19 protein-coding genes and 1 pseudogene are annotated in these 21,966 nt (G+C 58.4%); all 20 read left to right on the top strand.

Features of this window, described 5'->3' with window-relative positions:
- A pseudogene (locus tag ACWVX6_RS08520) lies at positions 1-182 on the top strand (hypothetical protein); the annotation flags it as partial.
- 93 nt (positions 183-275) lie between these two features.
- Complete coding sequence (locus ACWVX6_RS08515) at positions 276-1,427, top strand: TRAP transporter substrate-binding protein DctP (protein WP_270439619.1); 1,152 nt, start codon at positions 276-278, stop codon at positions 1,425-1,427.
- 62 nt (positions 1,428-1,489) lie between these two features.
- Positions 1,490-2,032 (top strand): TRAP transporter small permease subunit, encoded by a 543-nt coding sequence (locus ACWVX6_RS08510; protein ID WP_110436437.1) that lies wholly within the window; start codon positions 1,490-1,492, stop codon positions 2,030-2,032.
- On the top strand, positions 2,029-3,402 hold the full coding sequence (locus ACWVX6_RS08505; RefSeq protein ID WP_202183493.1) for a TRAP transporter large permease: 1,374 nt from the start codon (positions 2,029-2,031) through the stop codon (positions 3,400-3,402). Before ACWVX6_RS08510 ends, ACWVX6_RS08505 begins: the two co-directional genes overlap by 4 nt.
- 746 nt (positions 3,403-4,148) lie before the next feature.
- Complete coding sequence (locus tag ACWVX6_RS08500; RefSeq protein WP_455152900.1) at positions 4,149-5,519, top strand: TrkH family potassium uptake protein; 1,371 nt, start codon at positions 4,149-4,151, stop codon at positions 5,517-5,519.
- A gap of 91 nt (positions 5,520-5,610) precedes the next feature.
- Positions 5,611-6,267, top strand: a complete 657-nt coding sequence (locus ACWVX6_RS08495) for a potassium channel family protein (RefSeq protein ID WP_118285384.1) — start codon at positions 5,611-5,613, stop codon at positions 6,265-6,267.
- Positions 6,264-7,031, top strand: a complete 768-nt coding sequence (locus tag ACWVX6_RS08490; RefSeq protein WP_455152899.1) for a TrmH family RNA methyltransferase — start codon at positions 6,264-6,266, stop codon at positions 7,029-7,031. Before ACWVX6_RS08495 ends, ACWVX6_RS08490 begins: the two co-directional genes overlap by 4 nt.
- A 13-nt stretch (positions 7,032-7,044) precedes the next feature.
- Positions 7,045-8,292 (top strand): DNA-processing protein DprA, encoded by a 1,248-nt coding sequence (gene dprA, locus ACWVX6_RS08485; RefSeq protein ID WP_455152898.1) that lies wholly within the window; start codon positions 7,045-7,047, stop codon positions 8,290-8,292.
- Between the two features lie 241 nt (positions 8,293-8,533).
- Positions 8,534-11,020, top strand: coding sequence for a type I DNA topoisomerase (gene topA, locus ACWVX6_RS08480; protein ID WP_455152897.1), 2,487 nt, complete (start codon positions 8,534-8,536; stop codon positions 11,018-11,020).
- A complete protein-coding gene (gene trmFO, locus ACWVX6_RS08475; RefSeq protein ID WP_455152896.1) occupies positions 11,017-12,321 on the top strand; it encodes a methylenetetrahydrofolate--tRNA-(uracil(54)-C(5))-methyltransferase (FADH(2)-oxidizing) TrmFO in 1,305 nt (434 codons plus the stop codon). The genes topA and trmFO overlap by 4 nt, the downstream gene beginning before the upstream one ends.
- Before the next feature lies 1 nt (position 12,322).
- A complete protein-coding gene (gene plsX, locus ACWVX6_RS08470; RefSeq protein WP_455152895.1) occupies positions 12,323-13,339 on the top strand; it encodes a phosphate acyltransferase PlsX in 1,017 nt (338 codons plus the stop codon).
- Between the two features lie 22 nt (positions 13,340-13,361).
- Positions 13,362-14,030, top strand: a complete 669-nt coding sequence (gene rnc, locus ACWVX6_RS08465; RefSeq protein WP_117750987.1) for a ribonuclease III — start codon at positions 13,362-13,364, stop codon at positions 14,028-14,030.
- A gap of 140 nt (positions 14,031-14,170) precedes the next feature.
- Positions 14,171-17,746, top strand: a complete 3,576-nt coding sequence (smc, locus tag ACWVX6_RS08460) for a chromosome segregation protein SMC (protein ID WP_455152894.1) — start codon at positions 14,171-14,173, stop codon at positions 17,744-17,746.
- A 22-nt stretch (positions 17,747-17,768) separates the two neighbouring features.
- Positions 17,769-17,972 (top strand): hypothetical protein, encoded by a 204-nt coding sequence (locus tag ACWVX6_RS08455; RefSeq protein ID WP_118480373.1) that lies wholly within the window; start codon positions 17,769-17,771, stop codon positions 17,970-17,972.
- A 49-nt stretch (positions 17,973-18,021) separates the two neighbouring features.
- Positions 18,022-18,990, top strand: a complete 969-nt coding sequence (gene ftsY, locus ACWVX6_RS08450; protein ID WP_455152893.1) for a signal recognition particle-docking protein FtsY — start codon at positions 18,022-18,024, stop codon at positions 18,988-18,990.
- Positions 18,977-19,702 (top strand): ribonuclease PH, encoded by a 726-nt coding sequence (rph, locus tag ACWVX6_RS08445; RefSeq protein WP_117492600.1) that lies wholly within the window; start codon positions 18,977-18,979, stop codon positions 19,700-19,702. The genes ftsY and rph overlap by 14 nt, the downstream gene beginning before the upstream one ends.
- On the top strand, positions 19,702-20,274 hold the full coding sequence (gene rdgB / locus ACWVX6_RS08440) for an RdgB/HAM1 family non-canonical purine NTP pyrophosphatase (RefSeq protein WP_118760381.1): 573 nt from the start codon (positions 19,702-19,704) through the stop codon (positions 20,272-20,274). The genes rph and rdgB overlap by 1 nt, the downstream gene beginning before the upstream one ends.
- Before the next feature lie 62 nt (positions 20,275-20,336).
- Positions 20,337-20,636: a YhbY family RNA-binding protein gene (locus ACWVX6_RS08435; protein WP_110436450.1), complete on the top strand. Its 300-nt coding sequence runs from the start codon at positions 20,337-20,339 to the stop codon at positions 20,634-20,636.
- Positions 20,633-21,226, top strand: coding sequence for a nicotinate (nicotinamide) nucleotide adenylyltransferase (gene nadD / locus ACWVX6_RS08430; RefSeq protein ID WP_188885463.1), 594 nt, complete (start codon positions 20,633-20,635; stop codon positions 21,224-21,226). Before ACWVX6_RS08435 ends, nadD begins: the two co-directional genes overlap by 4 nt.
- Positions 21,227-21,376: 150 nt before the next feature.
- Entirely contained in the window at positions 21,377-21,958 is a 582-nt protein-coding gene (yqeK, locus tag ACWVX6_RS08425) for a bis(5'-nucleosyl)-tetraphosphatase (symmetrical) YqeK (protein WP_455152892.1), read from the top strand.
- Positions 21,959-21,966 lie beyond the last annotated feature (8 nt).

The following is a 21,966-nucleotide window of genomic DNA, read 5'->3' as shown; positions in this document are numbered from 1 at the left end:
ACTGGCAGAGCGCAGAGGTTCGAGCAATGCTGCATGCATCCCGCAGCGGCTGCTACATGGCGCTGCTCGATGAGGAGCAGGCCGAAAAGTTCCGTGCAGCGGTGCAGCCGATTTACGAACACCTTTCCGATGCGCAGAAGGAGGTCGTGCAGGCCGTACAGGCACTGGCCGACAGCGATTAGCGAGAATCCCCTCCTTGTGCATGACCAGTTTGTTCGCAAACGTCCGCAAAACGGCGTTTTCGATAGAGGAAAACGAACAAGGAGGCTAAAAAGATGAAAATCAAAAGATTGATGGCAGGTCTGCTTTGCGGTGCAGTCGGTGCGGCAACCCTTGGTTTGTCCGGCTGCGGCAATGCTGCGGACAGCGGCATGATGGATGCGGCAAACGCCAATGCAGTTGCAGGCGGCAGCAGTGATCTGCCGGTCATCACCTGGAAGATGGGTTCCACTTGGGGTGACGGCAATATTCACTTCACCTGTGACGAGCGCTTCTCCGAGCTGGTCAGCCAGCTGACCGACGGACGCTTCACCATCACCAACTATCCGGAGGGATCGCTTTGTGCGGCAAACCAGCTGTTCGATTACGTCCAGAACGGCACCATCCAGTGCGGCGGTGACTGGGGCGGCTACTGGAGCGGCAAGGATACCGCTTTTGAACTGCTCTCCACTACAATGGATAACTTCACCGGCATGGACTACTACATCTGGATCACCCAGGGCGGCGGTCTGCAGTGCTATCAGGATATGTACGGCAAGTACAACATGACGTATTTCCCAATCATGATCAATCACGCAGAGTCCGGTATCCGTTCGACCAAGCCGATCACTTCTATCAAGGACATGCAGAGCATGAAGATCCGCCTCGGCGGCGTTATGGCCGGCCGTGCAGCGGAAAAGCTGGGCATCAACATCACCACCGTTGCGGCAAGCGAGCTTTATGAGTCCCTGCAGCGCGGCGTTATCGACGGCGGCGAGTTCTCCACGCCGTGCTCGGATGATTCGCTGAAGCTGCAGGAGGTTGCCAAGTACTGGTGCTCGCCTGCATGGTATCAGTCCGGCGGTGTCAACGGCGTTATGATCAACAAGGACGCGTGGAACGAGCTTCCTGAGGAGTACCAGAACGCCATCCAGATGGCGGCTGAGATCTGCACCTCCGAGCAGCTGTCCCGCTACCTGTGGATGGATTTCGATTCCACCAAGAAGATGCTCGAGGAGGACGGCTGCGTCGTCACCAAGATGAACCAGGACGACTGGAATACCATCCGTGAGACCTGCCGTCAGGTTTACGAAGAAGAAGCTGCGAAGAATGAAAACTTCAACATGGTATACAGCTCTATGCAGGATTACCGTGAACACGCCGATACCTACCGCGCAATGCTCGGTGACTACGGCTGGGGCTTCAACTACGATGAATCCGAAAAGTGACCGACAGAGTGTTCCGTGCTCTCTTTTGAGAGCACGGAGCCTCAGAAGATGAGGTGTAATATATGAAAGTGATCAAACGCATCTGCGATGTGATCGACCTCGTCAATGACTGGATCGGCAGGATTGCTTCCTTCGCCGTTCTTGGCATTCTCGCGGTCATTGTTACCGAAGTCGTGCTGCGCCGTTTGTTCCACAGTCCGCAGATCTGGACGATGGACGTCATCTGCATGACCTTCGGCTGCTACATTATCATGGTCTGCGCCTACGGCTTCCAGAAGAAGGCCTTTGTTGCAGTTGATGTGCTGTATGCACGGCTTAAACCGCTTGCGCAGAACATTCTGCACCTGATTACCTATCTGGTGTTCTTTGTTCCGTTCGTATTCGTGCTCGTGCCCGAGAGCTTCGGATTTTTCCTTCGCTCGTATACCACGGGTGAGCGCGGCTACTCGGTATGGGCGCCGCCGGCATGGCCGGTCAAGCTGGCGCTGTTCGTCGGCATGACGCTGCTCGCACTGCAGGGCATTTCCGAGATGCTCAAGTGCGTGCGCGGCATCGGTGAAGCCGTTTCCGGCACGGATGATACGAAGGGAGGCGACGCTGCATGATGGAAATGCTGACCAATCTTGTCACGCAGTCCGGCGTTGGCGCAACACAGCTCAGCGCGATCCTGCTTGGCGTACTGTTCCTTATCATGATCATCGGTCTTGCGGCCGGTCAGGAGCTTGCGTTCGTCCTCGGCGGCGCCGGTGTTGTTATCGGTTATCTCGCCTGGGGCGGCCCGGGCATCACCATCGCCATGACCAAGGTGTACGACCAGATGCAAAGCTATTCCATGGTCGCCATCCCGATGTTCGTGCTGATGGCAAACTTTTTGACACATTCCAAGGTTGCGGATGGGTTGTTCCTCTCTATCCGCTACCTGCTTGGTCCTCTGAAGGGCGGTCTCGGTCTGGCAGTGATCGTGGTTTCCACCGTGTTTGCTGCCACGACCGGTATCGTCGGCGCATCCGTTGTTACCATGGGCATGCTGTCCGTACCGGTGCTGCTGAAGTGCGGCTATAAGCCGTCTCTCGCGTGCGGCATGGTGTGTGCGGGCGGTTCGCTCGGCATCCTGATCCCGCCGTCCATCATGCTGGTTTCGATGGGCTCCTATGCGAATGTATCGGTCGGCAAGATCTTCTTCGCCGCCATCGTTCCGGGTCTTGTCCTGTCGCTGTTCTACATGATCTATGTGTTCGTCATCTGCCATATCCACCCGGATTACGGTCCGGCGATGACTACCGAAGAGCTGGCTGCCATGCCGCTGCGTGAGCGCATCACCGGTTCGCTCATCAACCTGATCCCGCCGGTCATCCTGATCGTCGGCGTGCTTGGTTCCATCTTCACCGGCTGGGCAACTCCGACCGAGGCGGCAGGCGTTGGCGCACTGTTCTCGCTTATTCTCGCAATTTTCTACAAGCAGTTCAGCTTCAAAATGCTGTACGATTCGCTGATCGACACCGCAAAGACTTCTGCGATGGTATTCATCATCCTGTTCGGCGCGTCTGCCTTCACCGGCATCTTCATGTCGCTCGATGGCGACCAGCTGATCGCAACCTGGATTTCGAGCGTTGGCATCGGCAAATGGGGCGCGTTCGCAATCATGATGACGATCGTATTCGTTATGGGCATGTTCCTCGACTGGCTGGGTATCGTTATGATCGTGTTCCCGATCTTCCTGCCGATTATGGATATGTTCGGCTTTGACCGCCTGTGGATCGTCGCAGTTACAGCTGTTATGCTGCAGACCTGCTTCATGACGCCGCCGTTCGGCTTCGCACTGTTCTACATCAAGGGCATTGTGCCGCCGTCGGTCAAAATACAGGAAATCTACCGCGGCGTTATCCCGTTCATCCTGATTATCATCGCAGTGGTAATTCTGGTAACGGTATTCCCGCAGATTGTATATTTCCTCCCGAATCTGGTAGCATCTTAATCTTTCTCCTGAGCCTTCCGGCAGCCACCTGTGCCGGAAGGCTCATCTGCGTTAAGGAATAGCAGGCTTTGGGCAAAAAATAACTATTGACTGTGCAGGATATAGTGTTATACTGGGTGGGTACGCAAAAAAACGTACCATTTGTTACTTGTGTTATTTTACAGTTCAATGCGGTTCCCTCTCACCGTGAAAAGGGACATGTGTAGATGCGTTTGAACTGTGGAATAAATCTCTGTCTGCCGGATTGTTGGAGTATTTGCCGGCGGCAGCCCCCTCCGGGCTCTCTGATCTGTTGGAAATCAGAGAGCACTTGCTTATTCTTGCGTGGAAAAATTCCGTAAATCGCTTGACTTATCGAAAAATTTCGGGTATAAGATTATATTGAACAGTCAAAAATTCGATGTTATACTATTATATAATGTATGCCTGTTTGAAGCCTGAACGGTATGGTCAGGCTCGGTTTGTCGAAAAGGTCAATATTCATGCAGCTTCAGCCAATTCGCGCGACAGCGTGTGTAAAATAGCATTTGCTTTGCAAATGCAAAAAAGTCGGGGCGAGTACCTGACTTTTTGACTTCTGGAGGGAGAAAGTTTCTGTATTGGAACTTTCGGACGACTTTGGAACGGCCCGTGGTCCGTTCCTGCTTGTCAGCGAAACTGTAGTTTCGCCGACAGCCTAAGCCTGAACGGTGCGTTCAGGCTTTCGGTATATCATACTGCAGCATCGTTAAAGGAGGGGATTTATCGTGCAGACGCAGATTTTTATGGTGCATAAGCGGCATCTGGGACTGCGGGCGCCGACGGTGCTTGCCGTCGGCTTTGCGCTGACGATTCTGGTGGGTGCGCTGGTACTGATGCTGCCGGTTTCGGCGGCAGACGGACAGATAACGCCGTTTCTCGACGCGCTGTTTACAGCAGCCTCGGCGAGCTGTGTTACCGGACTCGTCACGGTCAGCACGGCGGTGCACTGGTCGGTATTCGGCAAGTGCGTCATCCTGCTGCTGATTCAGATCGGCGGACTCGGCTTTATGTCCGTCGCGGCTATTGCGTCGTTTGTCCTGCGGCGAACGATCACGCTGCACGAGCGCATGGTGATGAGCGCGGGGCTTAATCTGTCGGACGGCGGCGGCATTGTCCGTCTGACACGGCGCGTGCTGTTCGGCACGTTCATCATCGAAGGGACGGGAGCGGTTCTGCTGTCCTGCCGGTTCGTGCCGCATTACGGTTTCCCGAAGGGAATCACAATGGGCGTGTTCCACGCGGTTTCGGCATTCTGCAACGCAGGCTTTGACCTGATGGGCACACCGGACGATCCGTTTCAGTCGCTCATCGGCTGGGCGGAGGATCCGCTCGTGAACATTACGCTGATGGCGCTCATCGTGCTCGGCGGTCTCGGCTTTTTCGTGTGGAGCGACGTGTGGGACAAGCACAGTTTCCGCCGTCTGCGCCTGCACACGAAAATCGTGCTGACGGCCACGGCAGGTCTGCTGCTGTTCGGCTTTGGCTGGACGCTGCTGTTCGAGTGGAGCAATCCGGCAACGCTCGGTGCGTTTGATACTCCGCACAAGCTGCTTGCGGCGGCGTTTGAGTCCGTGACCCTGCGCACGGCAGGCTTCAACACCATCGACCTCGGCGCGCTTACCGGCCCGAGTCAGGCGGTGTCGTGCCTGCTCATGTTCATCGGCGGATCGCCCGGCTCAACAGCAGGCGGCATCAAGACCGTGACGGCGGCCGTGCTCGTGCTCACGGCCATCAGCGCCTTCTGCGGGCGCACAACGGTTTCGGCGTTCGGCCGGACGATTGCGCCGCGCAGCATCATGAACGCCGTAACCCTGCTCATGGCAGGCGGCGTGCTCTGTCTGGTCGGCGCCTGTGCGATCGCCGGAATCGAGGACGCACCGTTTCACCAGTGCCTGTTTGAAGCGGTCTCCGCGTTCGGCACGGTCGGTGTGAGCATGGGTCTGACACCGACGTTGGCGGCGGCTTCGCGCGTTATTCTGATCGTGATGATGTATATGGGCCGTGTCGGTGTGCTGACGCTCGGCGTTGCCGTTTTCATGCGCCGCAGAGAGCCGCCAAGGCTCAAATACCCGGACGCAGATGTGTTTATTGGTTGAGGCAGCATTCCGCAATTACATTTTCGGCATTTTGCGTGATGATGCCTTTATGGTGAAGTAGATTAAGCAGTTATCCAAAGGAGAGACAGATATGAAATCCTTTCTGGTGATCGGCATGGGCCGATTCGGTACCGCCGTTGCGCAGGAGCTGACCGAGCTTGGTCAGGAGGTTCTTGCCATCGACGAGAACGTCGAGAGCGTGCAGCGCATCGCGGATGATGTGACGCAGGTCATGCAGGGCGACGCGCAGGACGAAGCCGTGCTGGGGGCCGTCGGCGTGCGCAACTTCGACTGCTGTATTGTTGCGGTAGGTACGGATATGGAGGCGAGCATCCTCATCACAGTCATGCTCAAGGATCTGGGCGCGCAATACATCATTGCCAAAGCGAGAAGCACTGTGCATGCCAAGGTGCTCGAGCGCGTCGGTGCGGACCGTGTTGTCCTGCCGGAGAGCGAAATGGGCTGCAAGCTGGCACAGCGCCTGGCACATACCAACGTGGTGGATTTTATCGGCGTGTCGGACGAATACAGCATTCTGGAGATACACGCGCCGAAAAGCTGGGTCGGCAGATCGCTGGTGCAGCTTGACGTGCGGCAGAAGCATAAAGTGAATGTGCTCGCCGTCCGTCATGGTGAACAGGGTGCACTGGATGCAAGTCCTAAGCCGGATAGAGCCATCGAGGCGGATGATCTTCTGTTTATCATGGGCGAAAATAAATTTGTGAGCAGGGTGGTGGAACTGGATTGATTGAGATACAGAGCCGTCAGAATGCCGCGCTTAAGCACCTTGCGCGGCTGGGACGGGAACGAAAATACCGCCGGAGCACGGGGGAAATGCTGTGCGAGGGCGAAAAAATGCTGGGAGAAGCACTGCGTTCGGGCGCGAAGCTGAAAACCGTGCTTGTGAGAGACGGCTGGGACAGTCCGCTCGTCAAAGAGGCGGAAGAGCAGGGAGCATCGCTCTATTCTGCACCGGATGCGCTGTTCAAACTCGCAAGTGAGGTGGAAACGCCGCAGAACGTCATCTTTTCCTGCGAGCAGCCGCAGTGGACGGCAGCCGCGCTGGACGGAGCCGGGCAGGTGCTCCTGCTGGACGGCTTACAGGACCCGGGCAACCTTGGCACGATCTTACGCACCGCCGAAGCGTTCGCGCTCGGTGCCGTTGTGTTGTGCGAGGGCTGCGCCGATCCGTTTTCACCCAAGGTCGTGCGCTCGACGATGGGTGCAGTGTTCCGTCTGCCGTGCGTGACGCTGCCGCTTGCGGAGGCCGCCGAACGGCTGCACCGGAACGGTCTGCCGCTGTACGCCACCGCGCTGCATGAGGACAGCGTGCCGCTTTCCTCGGTTTCGCTTTCCAAAGCCGCCGTTATCATCGGCAGTGAGGGAAAGGGCGTGACCGAGCAGGCGCTCCGTCTGTCCGATAAGCGCGTGATCATTCCTATGAAGGGCCGTGCCGAATCGCTCAATGCGGGTGTTGCCGCGGCCATCGTGATCTACGAAATGACAAAATGAGGAGGCGGGCACTATGCCGTCAAGACTCAGCTATGTTTGGCTTTCGCTCAAGCGCGGACTCGGCTCGCGCACAGCCGCCGAGGTACTCGATGCCTTCGGCTCTCCGGAGGCGGTGTTCGCTGCCGATCGGCAGGCACTGACAGCTGCGCCGTGTGAGCTGCGCAAGACCCATGTCGATCTGCTGTGCGACAAGGATACGTCCGAAGCAGAGCAGGTCATCCGGTCCTGCACGGAAAAGAATATCCAGATCATTACCATTGGCGACAGCGCTTACCCGGACCGCCTGCGGGCGATCCCGGATCCGCCGACCGTGCTGTATGTGCGCGGACGCTGGCCGGATTTCGACAGCGTTCCCGCCGTAGCCGTCGTCGGCACGCGCAAGGCGACGCCGTATGGTCTGAAAGTCGCCGATCAGATCGGCACAACGCTTGCCCGGACGGGCATGATAACCGTCAGCGGCATGGCGCTCGGCAATGACGGCGCGGCACATCGCGGTGCGCTGAAGGCGGGCGGTCTGACCGTTGCCGTGCTGGCGGGCGGACCCGATGTGTGTTATCCGCCGCAGCACCGCAGCCTGATGGGCGATATCCTGCTCATGGGTGCTATCATCAGCGAATATCCGCCCGGCACCGAGCCGCACGGACGCAATTACCACCAGCGCAACCGCATTATCAGCGGCCTGTCGGTCGCGTCCGTCATCGTGGAGGCGAGCGACTGGCGTTCGGGTGCGCTTATTACCGCGCGTCACGCGCTTGATCAGGGACGCGATGTGTACGCCGTGCCCGGTCCGATCGACGCGCCGCAGTCGCAGTCGTGCAATGAGCTGATCGCCAAGGGCGAGGCTGCGCTGCTGACCAGTCCGACCGTGCTCGTGCGCGAGTACAGCGGCATGATGCCCGAGCAGGCGGTACAGCAGGCGTTCCGGCGTCAGACCGGCGAGTATCCGGAACCGGCTGCCAGAAGTGCTTGGGAGGACATTCGCAGGCGTGAGCAGCAGGCCGAACAGCGCCGCGCCGCTGCCGCAGAAAAGGCGAAGGCCGAACCCAAACAGCCGTCTGCGGCTGCAAAACCGCTGCCGGACGGCTTAAATGAGGATGAAAAGACCGTCGTCACGCTCGTGCGGAACGGTGTGAGCACGCCCGAGGAGCTGATCGATCGCTGCGGTCTGGCAGCGCCGCGGGTGATGAGCCTTGTCACCATGCTGGAAATGGATGGGATTCTGCGCCGTGAAAAGGGCAGACTCATCCTCGGTACCTGGTGATAAGCAGGAGAGAGAAGAAAAGAAATACACGCATTCCGCACCGTAAGGTGCGCATTCAATAGAATTTCCGCAGGAAATTCATAAAAAGGGGGAGCATGTATCACCCTTTTTATACAAGTGCGGAGAAAGGTTTCGACAAAGGAGGAACTTTTCTCCGCATGGGATGTATCCGAACCCGCGGTTCGGTACATCCTCTCGTACGCAAGCGTGGTTGCGTACGAAATAGTTTCTGGAGGTTTTTATGTCTAAGTTAGTCATCGTGGAGTCCCCGGCCAAGGCAAAGACGATCGGAAAATATCTCGGTTCGGACTATGTCGTCAAGGCTTCGATGGGACATCTGCGCGATCTGCCGAAAAAGAAAATGAGCATCGATATCGAGCACGATTTCCAGCCGGAATATGTGCCGATCGAGGGTAAAGATAAAATCATCAAGGAAATCCGCAGCGAAATCCGCAAGAGCGATTTCGTCTATCTCGCAACTGACCCTGACCGCGAGGGAGAAGCGATTTCGTGGCACATCAAGGAGCTGTTCAAGCTCAAGGACAAGAATTCCCGCCGCGTGACCTTTAACGAGATCACCAAGCAGGCGGTCCGCTCGGGTATCGAGAACCCGCGCGATATTGATATTGATCTGGTAAATGCACAGCAGGCACGCCGCATTCTCGACCGAATCGTTGGCTATCAGCTGTCGCCGTTCCTGTGGCGCAAGGTCAAGCGCGGTCTGTCCGCAGGTCGTGTGCAGAGCGTTGCAACCCGTCTGGTCGTGGACCGTGAGAACGAAATCCGCGCATTCGTGCCGGAGGAATACTGGTCGATCGAGGCCCTGCTGCAGACCGCGGACGGCGGCAGGTTTTCAGCGCGCTACTACGGCGACGCGAACGGCAAGGCCGAGCTGAAAAACGAAGAGCAGGCGATGAACGTTGTCAACGCCGTTACCGGCAAGCCGTTCACCGTCGGCAATATCAAGCGCGGCAAGAAAAAGCGCACCGCCGCACCTCCGTTCATCACCTCAACGCTGCAGCAGGAAGCCAGCCGCAAGCTGAATATGACGCCGCGCCGCACGATGAGCATCGCGCAGGAGCTGTACGAAGGTATTGAACTCGGTGAATACGGTCTGACCGGCCTTATCACCTATATGCGTACCGACTCGCTCCGTCTGGCGGACGAGGCCACCGCTGCCGCTGCTGGATTCATTCGCGGCCGCTACGGCGAGGAATATTATCCGGGCAAGCCGCGTGTGTTCAAGACCAAGGGCAACGCGCAGGACGCGCACGAAGCCATTCGTCCGTCCAACGTGCAGCTGCTGCCTGAAGAAATCCGCAAGTACCTGACACCCGATCAGTTCAAGCTGTACCGTCTGATCTGGTCGCGCTTTGTGGCCTGCCAGATGGCAGACGCCATTCTCGATACGGTTTCCGCCGATATCGTCTGCGAGGGTCAGGTGTTCCGCGCATCCGGTCATACGGTCGCGTTTCCGGGTTTTACTGCGGTTTACGAGGAAGGCACGGACGACGAGAAAAAGCAGGATTCCGCAGGAAAGCCGCTGCCGCGCTTCGATCAGGGCGACAAGCTGACCGCCGAGAAGATCGAGCCGTCCCAGCACTTTACGCAGCCGCCGGCCCGCTACACCGAGGCATCGCTCATCCGCGCGATGGAGGAACGCGGCATCGGCCGGCCGTCCACCTATGCGCCGACTATCTCGACCATCATCGACCGCGATTACGTCACCAAGGAGAACAAGGCGCTCCGTCCGACGCCGCTCGGCGAAGGCGTTACCGGCCTGCTGGTTGACGAGTTCAAGTCGGTTGCCGATTACGAGTTCACCGCCAACATGGAGCACGAGCTGGACGAGGTCGAAGCGGGCAAGCTGAACTATATCCAGCTGCTGCACAACTTCTATGACGGCTTTGAAGCCGCGCTCAAGCAGGCGGAGATCGATCTGGAGGGCAAGCGCATCAAGATTCAGGACGAGGTGACCGACGTTATCTGCGAGAAATGCGGACGCAATATGGTCATCAAGTCCGGCCGGTTCGGCAAATTCCTTGCGTGCCCGGGTTTCCCGGAGTGCACCAACACCAAGCCCATCACCGAGGACACCGGCGCGGCGTGCCCGGTTTGCGGCGCAAAGGTCGTGAAGAAAAAGTCCGCACGCGGCTATGTGTACTACTCGTGCGACACCTATCCGACCTGCCAGTTCATGACGTGGGACAAGCCGCTCAAGACCAAGTGCCCGAACTGCGATTCCTCGCTGTTCCGCCACACCGACCGCGATTCCAAGGAGGTCACGGACGTTTGCCTGCGTGAGGGCTGCGGCTACAAGGAGCTGGTCAAGGAGGGCCTGCCGCCTGAGGAAACCGAAAAGCGCCGCAAGATGCGTGAAGCGCGTGCCGCCAAGGCTGCGGAACGTGCTGCCGCAAAGGAAGCCGCCGAGAAGAACGGCGAGACCGAGGAAAAGGTCAAGAAGGTAACAAAAAAGGCGGCTGTCAAGAAATCCACCGCGAAGAAAACCCTGCCGTGGATGACCAAGACCACCAATAAATTCAAAAAGCTGAAGGATGAGGCCGTACAGGAGCTGACTGCCAAGCAGCAGGAGCAGTACGCCAAGGCTCTGGCAAAGTATGAAGCAGAAAAGGCGGCTGAGAAGGCGAAAAAAGCCGCTGAGAAGAAAGCAGCAGCGAAAAAGCCTGCCGCAAAGAAAAAGACCACGGCAAAGGAGAGCGCCGAATGAGTGAAATGGTAACAGTAGTCGGCGCGGGACTGGCCGGCTGTGAGGCTGCATGGCAGCTGGCGCAGCGCGGCATTTCCGTGCGCCTGTGTGAGATGAAGCCGGTGCAGCACACGCCTGCGCACCACTCGGACGATTTCGCCGAGCTGGTGTGCTCCAACTCGCTGCGCTCGGATGAGCTGGCGAACGCCGCCGGTCTGCTCAAGGAGGAGCTGCGCCGTCTGGACAGCCTTATCCTCTCCTGTGCGGATGCACACCGCGTTGAGGCAGGCGGCGCACTGGCGGTTGACCGCGAGGCCTTTGCGGCAGCCGTCACCGAGAAGATCAAGAACCACCCGAATATCGAGGTGGTCTACGGTGAAGTGACCGAGATTCCGGAGGGCAGAGTCGTTATCGCTTCCGGCCCGCTGACTTCGGATACGCTGTTTGACGCCATCCACGCCAAGGTCGGCGGCGATTTCCTGCACTTTTACGATGCCGCCGCGCCCATCGTCACGGCTGAGAGCATCGATATGGATTCTGCCTACGAGGCATCCCGCTACGGCAAGGGCACGGCGGATTACATCAACTGCCCGTTCTCCCGCGAGGAGTACGAGGCGTTCTGGAACGCGCTGACCACCGCTGAGGAAGCACCGGTGCACGGCTTCGAGGACTCCAAGGTGTTCGAGGGCTGCATGCCCATCGAGGTTAACGCACGCCGCGGCTTTGACACGCTGCGGTTCGGTATTCTCAAGCCGATCGGCCTGCCGGACCCCAAAACCGGCAAGGATCCGTATGCGGTCCTGCAGCTGCGCCGCGACAACGCAAACGGCACGCTGTACAATCTGGTTGGCTGCCAGACCCACCTGAAATTCGGTGAGCAGAAGCGCGTGTTCTCCATGATCCCGGCGCTCCGTAACGCTGAGTTTGTGCGCTACGGTGTCATGCACCGCAACACGTTCCTCGACTCGCCGCGCCTGCTGGATGCAGCTTACGCGCTCAAATCCGACCCGCGCATCCGTTTTGCGGGCCAGATGACCGGCGTAGAAGGCTATGTGGAGTCCACCGCCTCCGGCTGGGTGGCAGGCGTGGCAGCGGCCATGGACGTGCTCGGCAAACCGATGCCGACACTTGACCGCCTGACCGCCACCGGCGCACTGGCGACCTACATCTCCGACCACACGGTCGCGAAGTTCCAGCCGATGAACGTCAATTTCGGCATTATCGAGCCGCTCGGCTATAAAATCAAGGGCAAGCGGGAGAAGAACACCAAAATCTCCGAGCGGGCGCTCGAGCAGATCGAAAAACTGAAGGGAGAGCTTTAATATGAGGATCATCGTTGATGCGATGGGCGGCGATAACGCGCCCGAATCCGCTGTATGGGGCGGCGCACTGGCCGCAAGGGAATACGGCGAGGAAGTGCTGCTGGTCGGCAAGCCGGAGGTCGTAGCGAATGTCCTCAAGGAGAAGGGACTTTCCGATGTCAAGGGCATTACCATCATGCCTGCAAACGATCTGGTCGATATGCACGACGATCCCGCAACGGTACTCCGCCGCAAGCCGGATTCGTCCATGGCGGTAGCGTTCAAGCTGCTCAAGGCCGGCGAGGGCGACGCGCTCGTTTCCGCGGGCAACACCGGCGCACTGCTCACCGGCGCAACACTGTACGGCGGCCGCATCAAGGGCATCCGACGCGGTGCACTGGCACCGGTTATGCCATGCGCGAACGGTCAGGTCATGCTGTGCGATGCGGGTGCAAACACCGAATGCACCGCCGAAATGCTGCTCCAGTTCGCGTTCCTCGCTTCGCTGTATGCGGAGAAGATAAACGGTGTCGTCAAGCCGCGTGTCGGCCTTGTCAACAACGGCACGGAGGATACCAAGGGTGATCCGCTCCGCAAGGAGGCTTACGCGCTGCTGAAAAAGGCGGGCGACGAGGGCCGTCTGAATTTTGTCGGCAACGTAGAGGGCAGCATGGTGCCGCTCGGTGCGTGTGATGTTGCTGTCTGCGACGGATTTACCGGCAATGTGCAGCTCAAGACCATCGAGGGCGTGGCGAAGTTCATGTCGAAGGAGATCAAGGGCGTGTTTATGGCGTCTGTCGGCACCAAGCTCGGCTACCTGCTGTGCAAGAAAGGCATGGACGACTTCCGCGAGGTGTTCAATCAGGACAAGATTGGCGGCGCGCCGTTCCTCGGCATCGCAAAGCCGGTCATCAAGGCGCATGGCTCGTCCAACGAAATTGCGGTGATGAACGCGGTCCGTCAGGCCATCGCGTACACCAAATCCGGCATGATCGATGCAGTAAAGGAAAACATTCAGTACATGACGGTTTCCGAGTGATCCACAGGAAGAAGGAACAAAAATGCTGAAAATTGACTATAAATTCAAGGACGAGAGCCTTCTCCGGCTGGCGATGACCCATTCGTCCTATGCGAATGAGCATCACGGCACGCATTTGCAGTGCAACGAGCGCTTGGAGTTTCTGGGCGATTCCGTGCTGGGCTTTGTCACGGCGGGTTACCTGTTCACGCACTATCCCGACCTGCCCGAGGGCGACCTGACCAAGCTGCGCGCGGCAGTTGTCTGCGAGGGCGCACTGGACGAGATCGCGCACGAGATCGGTATCCCGGAAGCCATCCGTCTGGGGCACGGTGAGGAGATGGGCGGCGGACGCAAGCGTGCGTCCATTCTCGCTGACGCGACCGAGGCTTTGCTCGGCGCTATCTTTATGGACGGCGGCATCGAGCCTGCCCGTGCGTTCGTGCTGCGGTTTATCCCGCATAAGGTCGAGGTTGCGCTGGCAGGCGGCGCGTTCAAGGACTACAAGACCATGCTGCAGGAGATCGTGCAGAAGAACAAGCAGGAAACGCTGGAATACCGTCTGGCAGGGCAGTCCGGCCCGGACCACGACAAGCGGTTCACCATGGAGCTGCTGCTCAACTCCAATGTGTTCGCGCAGGGCATCGGCAAGAGCAAAAAGGAAGCCGAGCAGATGGCGGCGAAGAAGGCCTTGGAAAATATGGGATGCTGACGCTTATCGCCAGACCGCAATAGAGATAAACGGCAAAGAGGTCGAGAAATCGACCTCTTTTTTCTGCGTGACGCAGTTAGTCGTTGAAAAGATACTGCCGCAGTGGTAAAATAAAACTATCTATAATAAAGAGGTGGCATATGGTTCTCAAAAGCCTGATTTTACAGGGCTTCAAGTCGTTCCCGGATCGCACCGAGATCAAATTTCTCGGCGGCATTACGGCGATCGTCGGTCCGAACGGCTCGGGAAAATCGAATATTTCGGATGCCATCCGGTGGGTTCTGGGGGAGCAGTCCTCGCGGTCTCTGCGCGGCGCGAAGATGGAGGACGTGATCTTCGGCGGCACAGCCAAGCGCGGTCCGGTCGGCTTTGCCGAGGTTTCGCTCATTCTGGACAATTCGGCGCATGTGTTCCGCTCGGAATTTACCGAAATTATGGTCACGCGCCGGTACTACCGCTCGGGCGAGAGCGAGTATTTCCTCAACAAAAAGCACTGCCGCCTCAAGGACGTGCACGAGCTGTTTATGGATACCGGTCTGGGCCGCGACGGCTATTCCAGCATCGGACAGGGCCGTATTGACGAGATCCTGTCCTTCAAGAGCGAGGACCGGCGCGAAATCTTTGAGGAAGCCGCAGGCATCACCAAGTTCCGCTACCGCAAGGAGGAAGCCGAGCGCAGACTGTCAGCCACCGAGGAAAATCTGGTGCGTATCCGCGACCTGTACGGCGAACTGGAAAACCGGCTTGAGCCGCTTGAGCAGCAGGCTGACAAGGCGAAAAGGTTTCTGCATCTGCGGGATGAGCTGCGCGTGCTTGAGGTTTCGCTGTGGCTGCTGTCGCTCGAGCAGCTCAAGAATGACACTGCCAAGCTGAATAAAGACCAGACAACCTGTGAAAAGCAGCTTGCGGATGCAAAACAGCAGCAGGAAACGTTGTATGCGCAGTCCGAGCAGCTGGCTGAATCGCTGCGCGAAATTGACCGGGAAACCGAACGTCTGCGGAACGAGCTGCGCGAAGCCGAGCAGTTTGCCGCCGAGCAGATCAGCCGTGAGGCGGTTATTCAGGCGAACATCCGCAACTGCGAGGAGAATATCGAGCGCACGCGGCAGGAGAGCGCGCACCGCGCCGAGCAGGTGCAGAGCATGGATGCGCAGCTTACCGAACGGCGCGAGCGTATTTCTGCGCTGAACGAGCAGGAGAAGACACAGTCGGCTGAACTGGATGCACTCCGAAAACAGTCTGCCGGGCAGGAGCAGCAGCGCACACAGGCCGAGCAGGCACTTCGGCAGGCAGAGCAGGCACAGCGCAAACAGGAGAGCACGCTGCACGCGCTCGAACTCGACCGAACAGCCGCCGAGAGCGGTCTGGCGGGCATGAGCGACCGTAAAATGACGCTGGATTCCGAAATCGCGGCAGCGGCACAGCAGCTGGATACCGAAAAACAGGCACAGGACAATCTCGAGCGGGAACTGACCGCGTGCGAGCAAACGCTTGCCGAAACGGCAAAGCAGGCGCAGACGGCTGCCGTTCAGGCGGAGACCTGCCGCCGAAAGGCCGAGCAGGCGCAGAACGACCTGCGAGCAGCGCAGTCCTCGCTGAGTGAAATGCAGAGCCGCGTGAAAATGCTGACCGATATGCAGCACGAGTACGAGGGCTTTTCACGGTCGGTGAAAGCCGTCATGCGGCAGGCCGAAAAAGGCGTGATGAACGGTGTGCACGGCCCGGTTTCCGCACTTATCACAACCGAAAAACGGTTCGTGACGGCAATCGACACTGCCCTCGGTGCGTCGGCGTCCTCCATCGTGGTGGACAGCACGAGCGTGGGCAAGCAGTGCATTTCGTACCTCAAGCGCACGGACGGCGGCCGCGCGACCTTCCTGCCGCTGGATACCATTCGGGCGAACAGCCTGCGGGAGACCGCTCTGGAACGGCAGAACGGCTGCTTCGGCACTGCGGATGCTCTTGTCAGATTTAATGAAAAATATAAGAATATTGTGTGCAATCTGCTGGCGCGAACGGTCATTTCGGAGAATATGGACACCGCGCTTGCGCTGGCAAAGGCGTACGGACACCGGTTCCGCATCGTTACATTAGACGGACAAATCCTGCAGGCAGGCGGCGCGATGACAGGCGGCTCAGCCTCCCGAGGAACGGGCGCACTGGCTCGAGCGGAACGCCTGCACGCCGCCGAAGAGCGCGTGCGCGCACTCGAGCAGGAGCGAAAAACGCTGGCACAGACCGAGCAGGCTGCAAGACAGGAACTGGAATCGCTTGCCGGGCGGGCGCAGGCCATCGAAACCGACCGCCGGCACGCGGAGCAGGAGAGAGCCGGACTTGCCGCTTCGGTAAAACAGCATAAATTCCTGCTGGAAAGCCTGCAGAAACGGTATGACAGCCTGATTTCTGAACAGACTAACTTCACATCGACACAGCAAAAGTACGAACAGACACTTGCCGCCTGCACGGAGCGCCGGTCTGCCGCAGAGCAGGCGCTTGCCGCCGCCGAGCAGGTCTGCGCCGAGCACCGTACGGCAGTGAACGCCGCCGCAGAACAGCTTGCGCAGACGGCTTCGCACATCACAGCCGCGCAGACCGCGCTTGCGGAGACGCGCACGGCGCAGGACAGCGAGGCACGCGCACTCGCGGAGCTTGAGCGGCTCAAGGCCGACCTTGACGCGGGCGTGTCCGGTGCGGAGCAGACGATTGCAGGCTTTGCGGCGGAAATCGCACGACTGACCGACGAACTCACCCAAGTCCGCGCAGCCCGGCACGGACGAGACACAACCGCCCAGCTGCTCAGCGAACAGCTTGCGCGGCAGACCGGCAGGCGCGAACAGACCGAGGGCGAACGGGTCCGTCTGGAAAAGGCGGCACAGAGCCGCAACGAGGAAATCCTTGAACTCGAACGCGAGACCGCCCGACTGGAAAACCGCGCGGCCCAGCTGAAAACCGAGGAAACACAGATTCTGGATAAAATGTGGGAAAGCTACGAGCTGACACCCACACCGGCGGCAGAGATCGCCAAACCGATTGAAAACCTCGGTGAAACGCGCGGCCGTGTGCAGGAGCTGCGCGTGAAAATGCGGGCGCTCGGCAACGTCAATCTGGATGCGGTGGACGAATTTCAGCGCGTGCAGGAGCGGTACAGCTTTCTGCGGGAGCAGAAGGACGACCTCGAGACCGCGCAGACCGATCTGCACAAGGTCATCGACCAGCTGACCGTCAGCATGAAGGAGATTTTTGCGTCCGAGTTCGCCAAGCTGAATGTGTACTTCCGCGATACCTTCCGCGAGATCTTCGGCGGCGGACACGCCGAACTGCAGCTTGCCGATACCTCGGATATCCTGAACTGCGGTATCGACATCCGCGTGTCTCCACCGGGCAAGGCGGTGAAAACGATTACGCTGCTTTCGGGCGGTGAAAAGGCGTTTGTCGCTATTGCGCTGTACTTTGCGATCCTCAAGCTGCGGCCTACGCCGTTCTGCGTGCTCGATGAGATCGAAGCCGCGCTCGATGATGTAAACGTGCAGCGGTTTGCAAAATACATTCGCCGCCTGACAGATTCGACACAATTTATTGTAATTACCCACAGACGTGGTACAATGGAAGAAGCAGATATGCTCTACGGCGTGACCATGCAGGAGCAGGGCGTTTCCAAAATGCTGATGCTCAATCTGGCTGAGGCGGAAAAACGGCTCAAAAATACCATTAAGTAATGGGAAATGGAGAATTGCGGCAATGGATATGCGAAGCGCAAAATATCCGTATCGGTTGGATGTGGAAAGGCGATTGCCGAACGGCTCTCTTACGACAGACGGCTATGCGGCGCGGCATCCGGTCGAGTTTCGGCACTGGGGACACGCCCGCGGCTATGTTCTCTGGGGTGAGCGGATTGACCGCACGGACTGGGAAAACTGGCGTATCAACTACTACGGGAAATAATTACTAAATACGGATTCCTGATTTGCAAGATAAACATAAGGAGATAAGCATGGGATTTTTTGATAAAATTAAGCAGGGCTTCAAGAAAACCTCGGATGCGGTGAGTCATTCGCTGGACAGCGTGTTTGCGGCATTTGTCAAGATCGACGATGATCTGCTCGAGGAGCTGGAAGAAGCACTCATCCTGTCGGACGTCGGTGCGTCCACGGCGGCGAAGATCGTCGCTGAGGTCGAAAAGCGCGCCAAGCTGCGTAAGACCACCACGGCAGACGAGCTGCGCGATCTGCTCCGCGAGGTGCTGATCGACAATATGCTCGACAACCAGCCGCTGAATACGGACGGCAAGCCGGCGGTCATTCTGGTGATCGGCGTCAACGGTGTCGGCAAGACGACCTCGATCGGCAAGCTGGCGGCTCGCTATGTCAATGAGGGCAAAAAGGTTATGCTGTCGGCGGCGGATACCTTCCGCGCGGCGGCGGCTGACCAGTTGGAAATTTGGGCTAAACGTGCCGGTGCGGACATCGTACGCCACGGCGAGGGCGCAGACCCGGCAGCTGTTGTGTTCGACTCCATCTCGGCGGCCAAGGCACGCGGCAGCGATATTATCATCGTGGATACGGCAGGCCGTCTGCACAACAAGGCCAACCTGATGAACGAGCTGGCGAAGATCGACCGCGTTATCTCCCGCGAGCTGCCGGACGCTTCGCGCGAAACGCTGCTCGTGCTGGACGCGACCACCGGTCAGAATGCGGTTCATCAGGCTGAGGAGTTCAACAAGGCTGCCGAGCTGACCGGCATCATTCTTACCAAGCTGGACGGCACCGCAAAGGGCGGCATCGTGATCGCCATTTCGGCAGGACTGGGTGTTCCGGTCAAGCTGGTCGGCGTTGGCGAGGGCATTGACGATCTGATCGACTTTGATCGTGCGGCATTCCTGGAGGCTATCCTGCCGCCGGTTCATGAAAACACAGAAAACGACGAGGAACAGACCGAGGAGGACGAAAATGCAGAGACCTGACGGAAGAACCAAGGGCGCAATGCGTCCGGTGAAGATTACCACTGATTATACGATGTACGCGGAAGGCTCGGTGCTGGTCGAGATGGGCAACACCAAGGTCATCTGCACCGCGTCGGTCGAGGAAAAGGTACCGCCGTTCCTCGAGGGCAAGGGCCTCGGCTGGGTAACCGCCGAGTACGCGATGCTCCCGCGTGCGACCAACACCCGCAAAAAACGCGATATCAAGTCGCTCAAGCTGGACGGCCGCTCGAGCGAGATTCAGCGCCTGATCGGCCGTGCGCTGCGTGCGGTCGTTGACCGCGAAGCACTCGGTGAGCGCCAGATCACGATTGACTGCGATGTTATTCAGGCGGACGGCGGCACGCGCTGCGCGTCCATCACCGGCGGATTTGTTGCACTGTGGCTTGCATGCAAAAAGCTGCTGGCCGACGGCGTGATCGAGAAAATGCCGCTCACTGCACAGGTTGCAGCCGTTTCGGTCGGCATTTTTGAGGACGAAGCCGTACTCGACCTCAACTACGCCGAGGACAGCCACGCCATCGTGGACTGCAACGTGGTTATGACGAGCAAGGGTGAGTTTATCGAGGTGCAGGGCACCGGCGAGGGCCGTCCGTTCACGGATACCGAGCTGCGCAAGCTGCTCGGACTCGGCAAGCGCGGCTGCCTGACGCTGTGCCGCAAGCAGGCCAAGGTGATGGGGGAAAGTCTGTAATGCAGTTTGTACTTGCTTCCCATAACAAGAAAAAGCTGGCAGAGCTGTCCGCTATCGTGAGCAGCCTCGGCATCGAAATCATTCCGCTGCCGGAGGGTGCGCCCGAACCCGAGGAAAACGGCAAAACCTTCGAGGAAAACGCCATGATCAAGGCAAAATCCGCCGCAGAATTCACCGGTCTGCCCGCTCTCGCGGACGACAGCGGCCTGTGCGTGGATGCGCTGGACGGCGCTCCCGGTATCTACTCCGCGCGCTACTGCGAGGGTACGGACGAGGACCGCAATGCCTTCCTGCTGAAAAATATGCAGGATAAGGAAAACCGCGCCTGCCGTTTCGTGTGCGCGATCGCGTGTGTGCTTGCGGACGGCGAAACGCTCACCGTGCGCGGTGAATGTGAAGGAGAACTGCTCCGCGAGAACCACGGTGCAGGCGGCTTCGGCTATGACCCGCTGTTCTATGTAGAGAAATACGGCTGTACCTTCGGCGAACTGCCCGCAGAGGTCAAGAATACAATCTCTCATCGGGCAAATGCTTTGAATAAGCTGAAAGAAGCCTTAAAGGATAAAATATAAGCGAATCCGTAGGGCAGCCCGCCCTACGAAAAAATATAACGAAATTACAGGAGTTTACATTTATGCTTAACACAAAACAACGCGCACAGCTTCGTGCAATGGCAAACCCGCTGGCGGTCACGCTGATCATCGGCAAGGAAGGCGTAACCGACGCGGTAGAACGCGAACTGGACGCGCTGCTCGAATCCCATGAACTGGTCAAGGGCAAGGTGCTCGAGAGTGCGATGCTGACGCCGCGCACGGTATCCGAGGCGCTCTGCGAGGCCACCGGCGCGGACGCTGTGCAGTGCATCGGCTCCAAGTTTGTGCTGTACCGCCAGTCCAGCGATGAGGACAAGCGCAAGATCGTTCTGGTAAAATGAGGACAGGAATTCTCGGCGGTACGTTCAATCCGCCGCATCTGGGACATCTGCACGCGGCGGAACTCGCGCACCGTGCGCTGAACTTAGATCGGGTGCTGTTCATTCCGACCAACATTCCGCCGCACAAGGCTCTGCCGGAGAACACCGCTTCCGCAGAGGACCGGTGCGAAATGGTGCGCCGCCTGACAGCAGATATGCCGTGGGCACAGCTCGACACCATCGAGATCGACCGCGGCGGCGCAAGCTACACGGTGGACACGCTCCGCGCGCTTCATGCACGCGGTGAGACCGACCTGCACCTGATCGTCGGCACGGATATGCTGCTCTCGTTCGACAGGATCTGGCGTGCGCCGGACGAGATCGCGCGGCTGGCTTCGCTTGCTGTCTGCGCCCGCGAAAACGAGGACTGGGACGCGCTGCGCGAAAAGGCGGCGGCGCTCAAGGATTCGCTCGGTGCAACCGTAGAGCTGGTGCAGGGCGACAGCCTGACCATTTCCTCAACCGAGCTGCGGCAGGGCGGTGCGCTGCGATGCTATACACCGGAATCGGTCGCGGATTACATCGAAGAAAAGCATTTGTACGGCTATTAAGCCTGTAAAATACAGGTTTGACAGATAAATACAGCAGCTTGTTCAAAACCAGTATTTTTGTATGACTTAGGAACGGCCTGCGGCTCGTTCCTCCTTGTCGGCAAAGCTGCATTTTTGCGGCAAGAAATACAGAGAAAGGCGGGAAAAGTTATGTTATGTAATGAAGAAATACGTAAAAGTATCCTTTCCAGACTGCAGGGCTACCGCTATGAGCACTCGCTCGGCGTGGAGCGTGCGGCGATCATGCTGGCAGAAAAGTACGGCGAGGACCCGGAAAAAGCGGGTACTGCAGGCATTCTGCATGACATAACAAAATATCTTTCTCCGCAAGAACAGTTGAATTTATGCGAGAAATACGGTATAATACCCTGTACCGTCGAAAAAAGCGAGCCGAAAATGCTGCACGGAAAGACGGCGGCAGCCATCGCGCGGGCCGAATACCACATGCCCGAGGATATCTGCGATGCCATCGCCTGCCACACCACCGGCAAGAACCATATGACGCTGCTTGACAAGATCTTGTATCTGGCGGATTACATCGAAGAAACTCGTGATTTTCCCGGCGTGGACAAGGCGCGTGAGCTGGCGCAGATCGACATCGACAGTGCCCTGCTCTACTGCTATGACCAGACGCTGACCGAGCTGGTCGCACGCGGAAAACTCATTCACAGCGATACCATTGCCGCTTATAATGATATGATCCGGCAGGGTGTCAGCTGGCGGGACAAGTAAAATGGAGG

It is taken from the genome of Butyricicoccus sp. (assembly GCF_977037065.1).
Note: the sequence above shows the minus strand (reverse complement) of the source record. Positions and strands in the feature narration are given on the sequence as shown.